Genomic DNA, 15,480 nt, shown 5'->3' with positions numbered 1-15,480 from the left:
ATCTATTCATGCTTGTTCAGCTGCGATGCGATTGCTGATTGGCAGCTTCACACTGAACGTCGTCCCTTCTCCAAATACCGATTCAAAGGAGACAGCGCCTCCATGAGCTTCCACAATTTTTTTGACAATGGTCAAACCCAACCCTGAGCCGCCAATCTTGCGTCGATCCGAATTATCCACACGGTAAAATTGCTGAAAAACACTTGATTTTGCATCATCAGGAATACCTAGTCCGTAATCAACAAACTCGACCTGAACATCCGACCCGCAGCGGAATATCCGTACATCGATCCGTTCTGCTTCCGGTGAATATTTAACGGCGTTGCTAAGCAAATTCAAATATACCTGTTTCAGCTTATCCCGATCTGCAAGCACAGACAGCTCCTCATCCGCCACCTGCAAAAACAATCGATGCTTCTGCTTGCTCTGCTTCCATTCTTCAATCATTTGCTCGGTAAAGGAACAAAGCTCCATCAACTCAAAATGGTACTCCTCTCTTCCCGCTTCCAGACGTTGAATATCCAGAAAATCATTGATCAGATGGCTTAAACGCAAAGATTCGTCATAAACCGTTTGTAAATACCGTTTCTGCTTCTCTTCACTTAGATCGCGATGCAGCAAAATTTCCAGAAAACCTTGCACTGAAGATAGCGGAGTTCGCAGCTCGTGAGAGACAACGGAGATAAATTCATTTTTAATTTCGTCAGCCTTTTCCTCCTCAGTCCGATCACGGAATAAGAGTAGAAATTCACCTTGTGCTTGATCCGTAGATATGGGCTCGACACGCATTTCAATATAATACCTGACTTTTTCAAGCGGCATTGAGAAGCGTACCCTGTAAGAGTTTTCCCGTCCGGCCAGCACCTCTTCCGCATGCTCTCGAAGCTTCAAATCCGATGGTTGTACAAGCCGCTGCCATGAATGCAGCCAATCCATAATATTATCCCAATTCGCACACCCAAGCCCGAGGCGCTTCATTTGCTCGTTGGAATAACGGATATGCCCTGATGCATCACATAAAATCACTCCGTCTGAGCTGGCTTGCAATATCCGCTCGATCATCCCATACTGCGATTCGATTTTATGTAACATCGTTTCCAATTCTTCCTGTTGGGCCGCGATTTCCTCGTTCTGCGCTTCTAATTCCTCATTCTGCAGCAGTGATTGCTGTAAATATTTCTGGTTCTGTCTAGCCAAAACGGCAGAATTCTGCAGCAGCATGACCAGATAGGTGACGCCAGCTCCACCGAAGATGCTTATCAGTGAATAAGAGATGGCGATGCTCCAAAATTTATCGGTTCCCCATAACCCCACAACCAATAATCCCACTGTACAGATAAGGCTCCAGACGGTAGCCAGCGACCATACCCGCCATATCCGACCAGCCCATGTCGCAGCAGCGGCACCCAAGGTAAGGATGACGATGGACAGCGCCGCAATCAATGATGACTCATTGAAGCCAAAAAATAAATAACGCGCTGCCGCAATTAATCCACCTGCCAGTAGCGCCGGAATCGGGCCGCTAAATGCCGCAATAATGATAATCGGTATGTTTCGCAAATCGAGTCGAATGTTATTCGTAACTTCAAAGGAGAAATACATCATCAGGATACCCAGCAAACTGGCACTAAGAGCCGCCTTGATTTGCTCACTCCTGCTTAAATCAGGCCTGAAGGGCTCTTTGACGATGATACTGACCAAAAAGAAATAGGAGATCATAATGCCTGCATTGATAATCAAATCTTTTATGATGTAAACCCCATCCTTCAGCGCAATGATGATGCCATTATTATATAACGTATCATCCTTGTTGAATATAGCTCTATGTAGGAAGTATCCATTTTACGGAATATAAGGTTGTAGTTTCCACCGGCTTTAGCTATAAGCAAAACAAAAAAAGCAGCAGCCGGTTCACCTTCACCGATTGCAGCTTTTCAAATGAATCCGTTTATTTATCGGCAGCAAGCTTCATTTTAGTAAATAGATCCCTGAAAATATCGTCTCGCTTAACATCATGCACGTATCGAATAAAGTGCCGATTGGAATCAGAGCTCCAGCGAAAATCTTCTGAGATCAGTGGGCTGTGCACCAGTGTGCTGGGCAGCCAGTCCGACTGTACAAGATAGGCAATTGCCGATATATCCCAGATGACACGTGAGTAAGCATAGTGGTCCGCTTTGCAATTTTTATAGGTTTCATACAAATATTCGCCAATGGGCCCGCTTTCTTTGACGTAGTCCCGAATTTCCGACAGGCTCGTGCTGAGGTGCGAAGCCACACCCTTGCAGGGGATTAACACCAGCGGTACCCCACTGTCCAACACAAGACGAGAAGCATGCAGATCCTGCTTCAGATTGAATTCCTTGGTATCTTTCCAATGCAGCGCATGACCGCCCAGCCAAACCACTACGATCTTATGAATAATTGCAGGCTCCATTAATATGGCCGAGGCTATGTTCGTTATCGCTCCAATCGAAACTACATACAGTGGATCATCCGCCGACGAAGCCATTGCCCTCTTTACCAGATCACGCGCTCCCTCGCTCTCCACTGGCGTTGTCGGATCAGGCATATAAGCATCCGATCCACGATAAGATGGAATCGATTCCTGCACACCCATAATCTCTAATATTCGCCGCAGCTCATCGAAGCTTTTTTCCATGCCGTCCTTCGGTCCATCCGATAATTCATTATGAAATGGTGCTGCGTAGAACGCCTCCATCTGCAGCTTTTCGCTGGACAACAAGCTGTAAACAACGGCAAATTGATCATCGATCTCATTGTAGGTATCCGTGTCCAGAACCGCGCGTACCCGGCTCGTGGGAACCTCCAGTCTTTTTATTAATTGCTCTGTGGTCAGTGCCATATATCATTCTCCTCACTATTTACGATATGTAAATCCCGGTGCTATTATAGTAACAAAAACCCATTGAAAGCCTTATCATGTTTCGGTCAAGTTTTTATACGATTCGGCTATTTGATGAAAGTGAGGTGATCACCTTGTACCGTTTTGAATTTCTTTCCCATCTTACTCACCCACAGGATAGCTATGTTCAGCACCATCAGCATTACTGCTGTGAGCTGGTTTATTATATACAAGGAAGCGGTCGAACCTGCATAGGCACTAACACCTCGGCGTATGTTTCCCACTCTTATTCATTTATTACACCCGGAATGATTCATGACGAATGGCATCAGGATACGACTGAGGTATTATTCATCGGGTTTACAGCAAATGCTGCGATTTCCATCGAAAAAAATGCCATCTACCCTGATGATACACAGCATAGTATGCTGGACCTGCTGCTGCGCTTAAAAAGCGAATTTACTCAACAAAAGCAGGATTACGATGAGATGCTCAATCTCCTGACCGGAGAGCTCATGATTTATCTTAGACGTCTGTGGAAACAAAGCCAGCCTTTACAGCAGAAGGATCACTTGGTTTATACACGTAATTATATGGATGAACATTACCGGCAAAAGATACAAGTCGAAGCCTTGGCGGCCATGTCTGGATACAGCTACGACAGATTTCGCCATCTTTTCAAAGAAAAATATGGCATTGCTCCGCTGCAATATATATTCCGCAAAAGGCTGGCATACGCTCGTCATATGCTGATCCATGGTAACCATAGTGTCACAGAGATCGCTTTTGAGGCAGGCTTTTTTAACGATGCCCAGTTTTGCAGCATGTTCAAGCGGGAAACCGGACGAAGCCCCAAACAGTTTCGTAATCACTTTGCGCATGTTCAACCTGCCTCCACGCTTACCGGGATCAGCTTCTCTCAAGAGCAACCTAACGGGTCTAATTGATCTCCTCATTCCATACATATGAAGAAAGGCTGCAGAAATGGAGTGAGGGGAGGGTTCAAACCGTTGTCCGATAAAGTTATTGGCAAATATTCGTTACTTCCGTTAGGCGGATTGCTGCTGCCGATTGTGCTGCACAGCATTCATGTGCTGCTGCCGTTACTTATGGCTGGCAGTGCAAGCTTGAACAGCGGACACAGCCATGCGCAGCATCAGGAGCTGTCTGGCACGATGGTACCATTCACAATGACGCCATGGTTTACGAATACGCTTAGCCTGATTACAATCCTGTCGGCTGTATTCACAATATGGTATTTAATTCGGCTTTGGACAAACAAAGCATATAGTCGAAGGTGGGTCTGGCTATATACAGGTGTTTCCGTTGCTTGCTTTGGCTTGATGGCTGCTCTTTTATGACTCTGCAGGAGCACCGAGCCTCATAAACACGATTGGGTTTGTTCCAAATTAAGAAAAAAGAATCTCCTGATCCACTTCTATTAGTGGGGTAGGAGATTCTTTTTTTGGCCATGCGGCAGATCGTTTGTTGATTACACTTCTTCTGCGCGATCTGTTGCGGGAGGAGGTGTTACGGACAACGCCGTTATTTGCTTGCGCAATTCTGGAGTCATATCAATATCGAGCGCACCCAATAAAGGCTGCAGCTGCTCCATGTTGCGTGCGCCAATGATCGGAGCGGTAACTGCCGGATTGCCCATAACCCAGGCAATAGCAAGCGTTGCGGGATGTGTGCCGAGCTCTCCTGCAAATTTAATAAAACGATTCGCCACCTCATGGTTCATCTGATCAGCGTAACGATCCTGTGTACCTTTATGGTCGATAAATCGGCCCTCCTGTGGCTTAACGCTTTGGTTATACTTTCCGGATAATAAGCCAGCTGCGAGTGGGCTGTAAGAGATAACCCCTATCTTCTCCGACTCAGCTAAAGGCAATATCTCCACTTCGGCTTGACGCTTCACCAGATTGTACATGGGCTGGATACACTCAAAGCGTGCCAAAGCTCTGTGATTCGAAATACCCAATGCTTTGGCAATTTGCCAAGCCGCCCAATTACTGACCGCCGGATACAAAATTTTACCTTGCTTTTGCAAATCATCCAAGCCTCGCAGCGTTTCTTCCATATCTGTAGTAGGATCGAAATGATGTACAAAATATACATCCAAACGGTCTGTATGTAGACGCTTCAAGCTCTTCTCAACCGAAAGCATCATATGCCTGCGGGACATGCCTCTCGAGTTGATTCCGCTTCCCATAGGCAAACAAAACTTCGAAGTAATGACAACTTCATCCCGGCAGTCGGCGATACATTTCCCCAAAATTTCCTCCGAACGACCACCTGCATACACATCGGCACAGTCGAAAAAATTGATGCCAACCTCACGGCAGCTATTAAACATAGCCAGTGATGTCTCTTCATCGGCGATACCGCCAAATGACATCGCTCCAAAGCAAATATTGGATACCTGTATTCCTGTTTTACCCAGCGTACGATAATTCATTATTTTTCCTCCATGGATCTGTATTTGTTGGACAACTTTTATTTAAATAGCGATTTTTGCACATTCATGCGCTGCAGCTCTTTGATTTGTTCATAAAAAGTAGATAGAATCACATATGCAGAGGTTGCTCCCGGATCCTGATGCCCCAAAGCGCGATCACCCAATTTGTTGGACCGTCCTGTTTTGGACAGCATATTTTTCGTCGATTCCATCCCTGACTTGCCAGCCTGAACAGCTTCATGGAAGCAAGCTGCCAGATCCTTGTCCTCTCGATACGCTTGCTGTAAGCTTTCAATAGCAGGTATCCACGTATCCAGCATCGTTTTATTCCCGCGCTCGGCTTTCCCACGCTCTTGAATGCCTTGTACCATTGCTGTCCAAAAGCCGATCATATCGGCTTGGCTAATAACCGATTTGCCTTGCAGCACAGCTGCCCCCCGTATAAAAGCCGTAGCATACAACGGACCCACAGAGGAACCCACAGCATTAAGAAAGCTCATGGCTACTTCCCTGCTCAATAAGCCGCAATCTTCCACTTCAAAAGCCTGCACCGTATCAGCTATCGCCTGCCAACCGAGTGACATTGTCACACCATGGTCGCCATCGCCTAGAGCCCGGTCCATCTCGGACAAATAATCTTTTTCTTCTTCGATTCTAGCTTGAATGGTCAGCAGCATGTTTTTGAATTCGTGAATCGATATGTCCATGAATTTCCCTCCTGAGAGTTTTGTGTCTTTCACTGGACTACTAGCATTTTGCTTATTAGCACGTTTATGCCTGAACAAACATGGCGCAGTCGGCTGGCTCGTCGATTAGTTCAGCGAGCTCGTCATCCAGCTTCATAATGGATACGGAGCAGCCTCCCATTTCCAAAGACGTCACATACTCGCCCACATAGGTACGGTGAACCTGAACGCCTTTTTCCTTGAGCAGCTTGGCAATACTTCTATATATAATGAATAACTGCATTTGCGGAGTAGAGCCAAGTCCATTGACAAGCACAGCAGCACGGTCACCGGTATGTATAGGCATATCCTCTATAATGCGGTCAAACAAAATTTGAGCAACTTCATCGGCTGATAGAAGCGGGCCCCGCATAACTCCGGGCTCACCATGGATTCCCAAACCAATTTCCATTTCATCATCGCCTAATGTAAAGCTTGGCTCTCCGGTTTGCGGCAAATAACAGGGAGATAGGCCGACACCCATGGTTCGTACATTCGCATTCGCAAGCGCCGCAAGTCTTACAACCTCGTCTAGTGGCAAGCCTTTATTAGCTGCTGCACCTGCTGCTTTATAAACCAAAAAACAGCCAGCGATTCCACGACGCTGTTCTGGTTCTACGGCTGAAGCTGCATCATCCGTTACCCGAACCGTCTCCACACGGATATCCTCATAGCCTGCCAATTCGACCGCCATGTCAAAGTTCATACAGTCACCTGCATAATTTCCATATAAATAAACGACACCTGCGCCTCCGTTTATCTCCTTGGTTACCTCCAAAATAGGAGCGGGTGGTGGGGAAGCAAATACGTTCCCAACCGCAACACCATCTGCCATTCCTTTGCCGATCAGTCCCAACGAAGCAGGCTCATGACCTGAGCCTCCACCAATAACGATCCCCACTTTCCCGGGACGAGCCGTATTGACGCTAACGATCGACCGCTTGTTATGCGGCAGGATTCTCACATACTGAGGATAGGCAGCGGCATAGCCCTCCATCATTTCATCAACAACCGAGTTAGGTGCATTGATTAGCTTCTTCATGGTTGAATGTTAGCCTCCCATTGATTTCTTGCAGAAAAGCCAATTTATCAGCTCTCCACTTTTGTCTTTTCATTATAGGGTCACTTCCATACAGCATTAAACTGACAATTCATATGAATCGGGATTGAACAATATTTGTCAATTGAGGCAAGCTGCAATTAGCTTGGCGTAAAGGGCCGCAGCTATGCTTTTTAACGATCTCATCATCATAGGACATTTTTTGTCCAGTCTTGAACAGGTCCACAATGTCGCAGCCACACCTAAAATGACCAAATTTCCAGGGAAAGGATATAACAAAAAAGCCGTTCATCCTGAACGACTTTAAATTAACGATTCGACATTCGGTACTGCTTCGGCGACATGCCCACGTAACGCTGAAAGGCCCGGTTCAAATTACGCTCCGAATAACCTACAACCTCCGCGATCTCCATTACACTCAGGTCGGTATCCTGCAGCGATTGCTTCGCCTTCTCAACCTTATATTCGGTCAAATATTCAATAAACGCAACGCCAACCTCCTTCTTGAACATACGGCTCAAATAGGAGGGACTCATACCGATCATCTCTGCACTTTCGATCAGGGAGTGATTGGCGCCGGGATTTTCGCGGATATGCTTGCAAACTTTTTGGATGGCAATTCTGACACTTTTTTTGCGAAATTCTTCGGTAAGCTGCTGATACAAAGGGAAAATAATCTCAATGTACCATTCATAAATTTCACGTGCAGTTTGCCTTGCCTTCAACTGATCAAACCAGTTGCCTTCCAACGAATCGATCACGCCCGGCCCCTGCTCCTCCAATGATTGAATAATCGAAGAAAGCAGCACATGATAGCACTGATAGATCGTATTATAGGAACCGGAGTCGCGCAAGGTTTTGGCAAACTCATTCAAGCCTTTCTCCGCATATACAAGTTCGCCTCTCGATAACGCATCTACGATGACTTTCTCTTGCTCACGAGGATAGAAAAATAACGATTGTTTCTCCGAAGGCTCCAGCTCGTCAAAAAATAAAATGGCTTGTGAGTCACTGAAAATCCGGTTTTGCAGAGCCGCTTGAGCCTCATGATAGCAATCTGATATTCGGGTAATGTCCAAATAAATACCGCCGACTCCATTGGATACCGAGAAAGATAAATATTGGTTTAAGGCTTCCTTGATCTCCTCGGCAAAAGTCCGAGTCATCTGCATAATCCGCTCTCTCGGTACGCTTTCATCAAAGTGAAGAATCGTAATGCTCTCCCGTTCATTATTTTCTACGACATAGCCATTCACCTGGGATTTGCTCAGCAGCTCCTTAATGACATTCATGACTGCAAACAAAACAATTGCACCTTCATTGGGCAAAAAACGCTTTTCCTTGAATAAATTTTCAACAATTGTGATCATAACAACAAACGAGCCCTTTGTCGGGATTTGAAAATCAGCACAATCTCGCAGCAGCATGTCTCCGTTTCCCGTGAAGCCTTTGAGAAACTTTTTTAACAGTTGATCTCTAAGGTTAGGCTGTGTTTTTTGCATGTACGTTTCAAGCGCCAACGCTTGTTCGTTCAAATGTCCAAGACACGATTTCAAAAACTCAATTTCATTGCCCTGCTGCTTGATCGAACGCCCGCCCTGCAGGTTCGCCCCGTATTTGATTAAATTCTCGATCGGATTGTAAATCCTTCTGGAAGCGAAAAACGTCAGCAGCAGACCCACAATCAAGAACACGACTACCGAAAACACGATCAACCAGCGAATCCAGCTGACCTGCCGCAGCAATTCGCTCTCCGGAAGCAAGGAAATGTATGTTCTTCCCAGCAAAGTTTTCTGAAACACGGCAATATAGGAATCACCATCCTGGGCTTTGATCACATATTGACCTGAACTCGTCTCGTCATTCAGTATCACGTCCAAGCCTGTTGTTTCCCCATCCTGATGACTCCACAATCGATCATCGGAGGATTTTAAAATAATTTTATTGTTGGAATCGAGTACGATAAATGATTGATTTTTCGAATAGGTTGAATAATTCATCAGGTTGTGCCTAAGCAATTCTTGCTTAACATGAACAAGCAATGCACCTTGAGGCTGTACCGAAGGCAGGATAGGCAGCCGCCTGAAATACGTAATATAACCGTTCGCAGCTGAATCAGGCAGAGTAACCCAAGCTGCCGGGACATTCAACGCCAGTGCGCTTTCCAAATCCTTGCGGTTCTTGTATTTATCAAACGTAACGAAACCATAATTCTGGGTAATTACAACTCCGGATAGCGCTTCATAAAAAACAATATCAGCGATAACATTATTGGAATTTTGGTGCAGCTGCAGCAAATCCACAATCATCATCTGCTGATACCAATCGCTTAGAAACCCCGGTTTTCCTATATTATCTTTCACAAAAGGATTAACCGACATTTTCAATGAGTCATGTTCAATATTCGTCAACAGATTTTCCATACGGTCTTTAATCAGTGTTACCGTCGCTTTATTGTCTTCTTTAAATTGTTCAGTCAGCTTAACAATAGAAAAATGATAGTAAGCGCTTCCAGCTAAAATGATCGGAATGGAGACGGTTAGACAGCCGAACCAAATTAACCTCTTTAAATAATTGGTTCGCGGTAATAGTGAGAAAAAAGTTTTTTGTACGAAACCCAGAAATCTCCTCATTGATGTGCTCCCTTAACCGGTGAATAACTATCCGATTTCCACAAGTATAACAAACTATTCCATTAATGACGATAAAACAGCAATATTGCGGCCACTGGAAATCAATCGTTCCAGTGACCACAATAGCGGTCAAATATTATACATGTTATTGATTACCCGTAAATACTTTATAAGCGTCATTAAATTCTTTGAAGGCTTTTTTCATCTCTGGTAGATTTCTCAGCTTCGCTGTATACGCTTTATATTCATCCATCGTGATTTGGCCTACGACTGCCTTAGCCTCCATCGTTTTCCATTCACTTTCGTATTTTGGCCAAGTGTTCAACCAAGAAGCAGAAATAATGCCTCTGAACGGATCCACTTTACCAAGCTCATCAAATTTTTCTACTTCTTTCATTTTGGCATCATTGAATGCTTTGGTTCCTGCCGCGCTAATAACCTTGCCCCACTTGGAATAAGCCAGAACACCCGCGCCTTTACTTGTAACATTGACTTCCTTCACGCCTTGTTCGGTTAACACCTTTTGTCCGTCAACGACCTTATGATGCACACCTTCAATACCATAGTAGGCAAAGTCTGTAATCTCTTGGGACGCTGTTTTTTCCAAATATTTAAGCAATTCTTTAACCCTGGCTTCAGGTACTTTCTTGGAAATATAGTAACCTCCGGAAACGCCTGTTTGCAGATCCAGAGCTACATCACCTTTAGGTCCTTTTAACAGCAAGTTAAGAATCTTAGCATCCGGCTGCGTCTTTTTGTTCTCCTTCTCCCACTCATCATCCCACCATATACTGTATACGAGAGAAGCATTTTTACCGGTTCTGAACAATTCCTCCTGCTGCGTTGTCTTCATAACGGAAAATTCCTTCGGTAATCCGCCGTCCGCATACATTTGTCTGAAGTAGGCAATCATATCGTCCCATTGAGGTGTCAATCTCGTTTCAATCATACCGCCTTCTTCATTAAAGGTAGGGTTGTATGCACCGAAGCCAGCGGCGAACAAGCCGTTACCGTCATCAATGACGACACCGTGACCCGTGAGACCCAACGTATCCTTTTTACCATTGCCGTCAGGATCGGAATCCACAATCTTTTTGATAGCAGCCGCATATTCATCCAAAGTCGTCGGAACTGGAATGTTCAGCTTATCCAGCCAATCCTTACGAATCTTCAGCCCCAGATCCACCCGGGAGCGGGAACGTGGCAGCGCATAAATTTTGCCGTCAACCGATAAATATTTAAGTGCGTCCTTAGCCAGATTGTTTTTCAAGTTCGGAAAGTCTTTAAAGTCACCGAGAAAAGGAGTCAAATCCCAGAATGCACCGTTCTTGGCTGCATTAATCAATGAAGGTCTATTCGCATTAGGAGAGGAGAGAATTTCCGGAAGATCACCGGATGCGAGCACTAAATCCATCTTCGTATCGATATCACCGGATGGTACCCATTCCATTTCCAATTTAGAATTCGTGCGTTTTTGCCACTCTGTCCAATAGACATTATTCATATCAGGAGCATCGTTATACAATCCGGCGAAGATTTTGACGGTTAGCGGCTTTTCTGCTTCAGCAGCTTTAGGTGCCGCCTTAGGATCTGCTGCAGGTGCAGGCGCTGCAGTTTTCGTTCCTCCGCCACCATCTGAACAAGCGGCAAGCATCGAAATCGCTAATAAACAGGACAAGCTCATGGATAATCTTTTTACGTGCAATGGTTTCATTGGTTAAATCCCCCTCATGATTTGTGTTAACCTTTGACTGAGCCTAACATAACACCCTTGGCAAAATGCTTCTGTAAAAACGGGTACACGAGCAGGATTGGTGCCATCGCAAGCATAATGGAGGCCATCCGGATCGTTTCCTGTGGTACGGCACGGGAATCTCCCCCTGCACCTGCCTGCCCTACACCATTGGAATCGGAATCAATAACCAACGTTTTAATAAGGACCTGCAGTGTCCACTTCTTGGAATCAGACAAGTAAATCAGGGCATTGAAATAAGTGTTCCAATAGGATACGGCGAAAAATAGCGTAAAAGCTGCAATCGCCGGCATGGATAAGGGAATAACAATTCTTAAGAATACGCCAATATCGGTGCATCCATCGATCCGTGCGGAGTCTTCCAATTCAGCAGGCAGAGATTCAAAAAAGCTTTTGATAACAATTAAGCTCCACGCGCTTGTTAAGCTCGGCCAAATTAAGCTCCAAAGTGAGTTAATTAATCCTAATTCTTTAACCAGGATATAGCTGGGAACAATTCCCGCATTGAATACGAGTGTAAAAATAACCGCGCTCAGCATAAAATTCCGACCAGGCATTGCTTTTTTTGTAAGCGTATACGCGAGTGTAAACGAACAAACAATACTGAGCGCTGTACCGATAACGGTAATAAATATCGTGTTTCTCAGCGAGTTCAAAAAGCTGTTGGTCGACAACAAATATTTGTATGCGGCCAGTGACCATTGATCGGGAAACAAATAAAACTTAAGCGGCACATACACATCGGGATCGGTGAAGGAAACACTGAATACATAAATGAACGGGAACACACAGGCGAATGAAATGATCGCGAGAATCGTATAATTAACCCAATCAAAGGTAGTCATTTTCTTGCTTGCCACAAAACTCATGCTGCGTCTCCTTTCTTATAGTGCGTGTTCAAAAAGTCTACTTTTCAGCACCGAGAAGGTTGCAAGAAGGTGAAAAAGGAGGAGCGGAGTTTAGGAAATGCCTAAATGAGCACCGCACTTCGAGCCTGAATGCAAGATTCGATGCCGAGTAAGCTTCCTGTGTGACTTCGTGATCAAAAGAGAACTTTTTGAACAACATCTAATAGATACCGTCTTGGCCCATCTTCTTAACGGTATAGTTGGATGCCAGTACCAGTACCAAACCAACCAAGCCTTTAAACATCCCGACCGTAACCCCTACACTAATTTGTCCTTTAAGGATACCATGTGTGTATGCATACGTATCGAACACTTCAGCCACAGACATGACCAGTGGATTTAACATCAGCAGCACTTGTTCAAAGCCGACATCCGCCATATGACCCAATCTCAGAATCAGTAAAATAATAATGGTTGGACGGATCGCTGGAAGCGTGATATGCCAGATTTGCCGAAACCGGCTGGCTCCATCCACAACAGCGGCTTCATAACGTTGAGGATCAACGCCTGCCATGGCTGCTAGAAAAATAATGGTTCCCCATCCCGCTTCTTTCCACATATTTTGCACAGTTAAAAGACCCCAAAAATAGTTAGGATTGGATAAAAACAAAATACGCTCATAACCTGCATCACTTAGGAGTTTATTGATAATGCCTATTTCTGAGGAGAAAATAAAAAACGTCATACTGACGACAACAACCCAGGATAAAAAGTGGGGTAAATATACGATGGATTGGTTCAATTTTTTAAAAATTTCACTTCTCACTTCGTTCAACATCAGAGAAAGAAAAATCGGCAGCGGGAACATTAAAACAAGGCCAAATATGTTGATAGCAAACGTATTCCTGAGCATGAGGTAAAAGTTCTCGTCGACGAACAATTCCTTGAAATGCTTGACTCCCACCCATTCGGCGCCAGCAAAGCCTGTATAGGGGTTGTATTCAAAGAATGCGAGGAGCAGGCCCCACATTGGAACGAATTTAAACAAGATAAAGTATAAAATGCCAGGCAAAGCGAGCAAGTACATATATTTGTATTGTACGATGCTGATCCACAGCCGGGAACGCGTGGCTGCACTTTTGCTCCGCTTGATTAAAACATTGGATTGCGCCATAAGTCCACCTCTATTTAGCTGTATTCACGAATTCCTTCAGTACCGAAGTGACTAGTTGATGATCCTGTTCTTGCGGCAGCCCTGACACGGTAACTGTACCTACAACGCCAACGCCTTTAATGACGATGGGAAAAGCCCCTCCAACCGCTGCATATTCATTGGGGTCAACGAAGCCCCATTCCAGCATCGTGGTCTGTTTGGATTTTAGCAAAACATTCATATAATAAGAGCTGCGGCCGAACTGCTTTACCACATTGTTTTTACGTTTAACCCACTGCGCATTATTTAAGGTCTTGCCTTCCATGGCACAGTGGAAGATGGATAAGCCGTTCTTGGAAATATCAACTAAAATCGATTTATGCTCGGATGCAGCCTTGGCTACGATCCTACAGCCGATTTCAAAAGCCATCTGATTCGTGAAAGTCTTAAATTGCAGTTGTTGCTCTTCCTCTAACAGTTGTTCCAATACTGCTGTATAATCTTCCAACTTAAACACATCCCAATCTTTGAATGACTGACAAACCGCTGCACCGTCTTTTCGTCAGGAGCTGCAAAAAGACGGATGCGCGTTTGTCCTTGATTAACTTTAAAGACCAATTGCTCAGAGTCTTTCAAGAGTCTGCAGTGCTACTGTATTTCTGAGCCATGCAGCAGCATTTGTTCTCCCAATTCCTACGAATCGATCGTTGCAGCGCCTTTTGACTGCTCAGGTGCATGCTCTCTTAACCAAACGCGCAGCGGCACATCGGCATCCGTAGGCGTGTAGTAACCATTTGCGTTAACGCAATCACCCAAAAGCTGGCGTTGGATCGGCGTACATTGATCCCACAGGCTTTGCACGGTCATATCATCCTTGGTTTTGATCCAGCGATAGCCGTAGCCATAGAACAACACTTTACGTGTAATATCGGACCAGTTCGTGCTGGCTGCATGCCATAGTCTGCGGTCAAAGAATACAGCCGTTCCCGGCTTCACGCATACCGGAATCGCACCCGGGATTTGGCCCACTGTCGGAATATCGATATCATCCGTCAAGTGGCTGTTCGGTACAATGTAGAAATTACCACGGTCTGGCTCGGAAATATCTGATAGGAAGTAAGCTACTTTTAAGGAAAGACGCGGACGTGGGTGAGACTCGATCTCTTGATTCACGCGTCCACTGTCTTGATGCCAAGGGAATGGTTTATCGTAATTTTTAGGTTGGCCTGTTGGCGGTGTTACAATCAAATGGCAATGATATAAGTAGATATTCCAGCCCAGTATGCCCCAAACCTTAGGAAGAACCTTTTCATAATCGACCAATTTCAAAAACTCGGGATGGTCAGGAATAAAATTCGGATGGAACAACGCTTTCGTTGGATCGTGACCGTTGCTTACATTTTCTTCATATATTCCATCGACGATCTCCGTCAACTTGGCAACGTGTTCCTCCGAAAGGACGTTCTCGATAATCAAATAACCAGTTTCATCAAAAGTCTTACGTTCTTCTTCCGTCAGTCCGTACTGCAAGCATGATTTGTCCATGAATCATTAGCCTCCATAATTTGGTTTTATGATGCTGCCCCTCAGACTTAAACTTTCATCCGTGGTTAACCTGTTCTGCTGGGCTGATTTGATTATAGGGGCAGATCTGTACAGCATAAAACTGACAATTCATATGAATCCCAGCAGGACAATATTTGTCTAAGCCGCTTTTTCCGCGTAAACGCTTGCAGAACGGGGATAGAGCAGGCATTCAGAGCAGACCGATAAGGCGAATAACAATTATTGTCTAGCTCATGACGGATATTGTGTATAAAGATTGACACCTTTTTCTACACTTGTAATGCAAATTCGAATGGCCGTAAATGCCAAAAAAGTCCACGCCCTATAATAGGATGAGGACTATCTCTATACAGCATCGCTGATCTAATTATGACAACCACAGGGTCCGTGTCAACCTACCTTAAACATCCGTTCT

General features: G+C 44.9%; 13 protein-coding genes. 2 read left to right on the top strand and 11 right to left on the bottom strand.

The genetic code is table 11. The features are described 5' to 3' along the window. Window positions 1–6: 6 nt before the first annotated feature. Together BM210_RS08090 and BM210_RS08085 are read right to left on the bottom strand one after the other, a co-directional pair. Entirely contained in the window at window positions 7–1,719 is a 1,713-nt protein-coding gene (locus BM210_RS08090; RefSeq protein WP_218184904.1) for an ATP-binding protein, read from the bottom strand. A gap of 229 nt (window positions 1,720–1,948) precedes the next feature. Then, window positions 1,949–2,866, bottom strand: a complete 918-nt coding sequence (locus BM210_RS08085) for a nucleoside hydrolase (RefSeq protein ID WP_091166910.1) — start codon at window positions 2,864–2,866, stop codon at window positions 1,949–1,951. Window positions 2,867–2,943: 77 nt separating this feature from the next. Here BM210_RS08085 and BM210_RS08080 point away from each other — a divergent pair, with 77 nt between their 5' ends. Both BM210_RS08080 and BM210_RS08075 read left to right on the top strand, forming a co-directional pair. Beyond that, entirely contained in the window at window positions 2,944–3,813 is an 870-nt protein-coding gene (locus tag BM210_RS08080; protein WP_091166908.1) for an AraC family transcriptional regulator, read from the top strand. 63 nt (window positions 3,814–3,876) lie between these two features. Next, the gene (locus BM210_RS08075; protein WP_091166906.1) at window positions 3,877–4,227 is read left to right on the top strand and encodes a hypothetical protein; all 351 of its coding nucleotides are present in this window, start codon (window positions 3,877–3,879) and stop codon (window positions 4,225–4,227) included. Between the two features lie 131 nt (window positions 4,228–4,358). Here BM210_RS08075 and BM210_RS08070 read toward each other — a convergent pair whose 3' ends face one another. The 9 genes from BM210_RS08070 to BM210_RS08030 form a co-directional block, all read right to left on the bottom strand. Then, a complete protein-coding gene (locus BM210_RS08070; protein WP_091166904.1) occupies window positions 4,359–5,327 on the bottom strand; it encodes an aldo/keto reductase in 969 nt (322 codons plus the stop codon). 38 nt (window positions 5,328–5,365) lie between these two features. Beyond that, complete coding sequence (gene dhaL / locus BM210_RS08065; RefSeq protein ID WP_091166902.1) at window positions 5,366–6,034, bottom strand: dihydroxyacetone kinase subunit DhaL; 669 nt, start codon at window positions 6,032–6,034, stop codon at window positions 5,366–5,368. Window positions 6,035–6,098: 64 nt separating this feature from the next. After that, on the bottom strand, window positions 6,099–7,094 hold the full coding sequence (locus BM210_RS08060) for a dihydroxyacetone kinase subunit DhaK (protein ID WP_091166900.1): 996 nt from the start codon (window positions 7,092–7,094) through the stop codon (window positions 6,099–6,101). Between the two features lie 326 nt (window positions 7,095–7,420). Further along, window positions 7,421–9,745, bottom strand: a complete 2,325-nt coding sequence (locus BM210_RS08055) for a helix-turn-helix domain-containing protein (RefSeq protein WP_091166898.1) — start codon at window positions 9,743–9,745, stop codon at window positions 7,421–7,423. Window positions 9,746–9,890: 145 nt separating this feature from the next. After that, window positions 9,891–11,459 carry a type 2 periplasmic-binding domain-containing protein gene (locus tag BM210_RS08050; protein WP_256223363.1) on the bottom strand — a complete coding sequence of 523 codons (1,569 nt, stop codon included), beginning with the start codon at window positions 11,457–11,459 and terminating at the stop codon, window positions 9,891–9,893. A 26-nt stretch (window positions 11,460–11,485) separates the two neighbouring features. Further along, window positions 11,486–12,367, bottom strand: coding sequence for a carbohydrate ABC transporter permease (locus tag BM210_RS08045; protein WP_091166313.1), 882 nt, complete (start codon window positions 12,365–12,367; stop codon window positions 11,486–11,488). Window positions 12,368–12,566: 199 nt separating this feature from the next. Continuing rightward, a complete protein-coding gene (locus tag BM210_RS08040) occupies window positions 12,567–13,520 on the bottom strand; it encodes an ABC transporter permease (RefSeq protein ID WP_091166312.1) in 954 nt (317 codons plus the stop codon). Window positions 13,521–13,530: 10 nt separating this feature from the next. Continuing rightward, window positions 13,531–14,007: a heme-degrading domain-containing protein gene (locus BM210_RS08035; RefSeq protein WP_177237712.1), complete on the bottom strand. Its 477-nt coding sequence runs from the start codon at window positions 14,005–14,007 to the stop codon at window positions 13,531–13,533. 185 nt (window positions 14,008–14,192) lie between these two features. Next, a complete protein-coding gene (locus BM210_RS08030; RefSeq protein WP_091166309.1) occupies window positions 14,193–15,044 on the bottom strand; it encodes a phytanoyl-CoA dioxygenase family protein in 852 nt (283 codons plus the stop codon). Window positions 15,045–15,480 lie beyond the last annotated feature (436 nt).

Origin of the sequence: Paenibacillus sp. 1_12 (assembly GCF_900114475.1) — a bacterium.
GTDB lineage: Bacteria > Bacillota > Bacilli > Paenibacillales > NBRC-103111 > Paenibacillus_S.
The sequence above is the reverse complement of the archived record's forward strand: the minus strand, read 5'-3'. Positions and strand labels throughout refer to the sequence as shown.

Excerpts from the sequence above, each read along its gene's own strand:
- BM210_RS08080 (WP_091166908.1), top strand. The coding sequence starts at position 2,944 with ATGTTTCGGTCAAGTTTTTATACGATTCGGCTATTTGATGAAAGTGAG.
- BM210_RS08070 (WP_091166904.1), bottom strand. The coding sequence starts at position 5,327 with ATGAATTATCGTACGCTGGGTAAAACAGGAATACAGGTATCCAATATT.
- BM210_RS08045 (WP_091166313.1), bottom strand. The coding sequence starts at position 12,367 with ATGAGTTTTGTGGCAAGCAAGAAAATGACTACCTTTGATTGGGTTAAT.
- dhaL (WP_091166902.1), bottom strand. The coding sequence starts at position 6,034 with ATGGACATATCGATTCACGAATTCAAAAACATGCTGCTGACCATTCAA.
- BM210_RS08090 (WP_218184904.1), bottom strand. The coding sequence starts at position 1,719 with ATGATCTCCTATTTCTTTTTGGTCAGTATCATCGTCAAAGAGCCCTTC.
- BM210_RS08050 (WP_256223363.1), bottom strand. The coding sequence starts at position 11,459 with ATGAAACCATTGCACGTAAAAAGATTATCCATGAGCTTGTCCTGTTTA.
- BM210_RS08085 (WP_091166910.1), bottom strand. The coding sequence starts at position 2,866 with ATGGCACTGACCACAGAGCAATTAATAAAAAGACTGGAGGTTCCCACG.
- BM210_RS08030 (WP_091166309.1), bottom strand. The coding sequence starts at position 15,044 with ATGGACAAATCATGCTTGCAGTACGGACTGACGGAAGAAGAACGTAAG.
- BM210_RS08040 (WP_091166312.1), bottom strand. The coding sequence starts at position 13,520 with ATGGCGCAATCCAATGTTTTAATCAAGCGGAGCAAAAGTGCAGCCACG.
- BM210_RS08060 (WP_091166900.1), bottom strand. The coding sequence starts at position 7,094 with ATGAAGAAGCTAATCAATGCACCTAACTCGGTTGTTGATGAAATGATG.
- BM210_RS08055 (WP_091166898.1), bottom strand. The coding sequence starts at position 9,745 with ATGAGGAGATTTCTGGGTTTCGTACAAAAAACTTTTTTCTCACTATTA.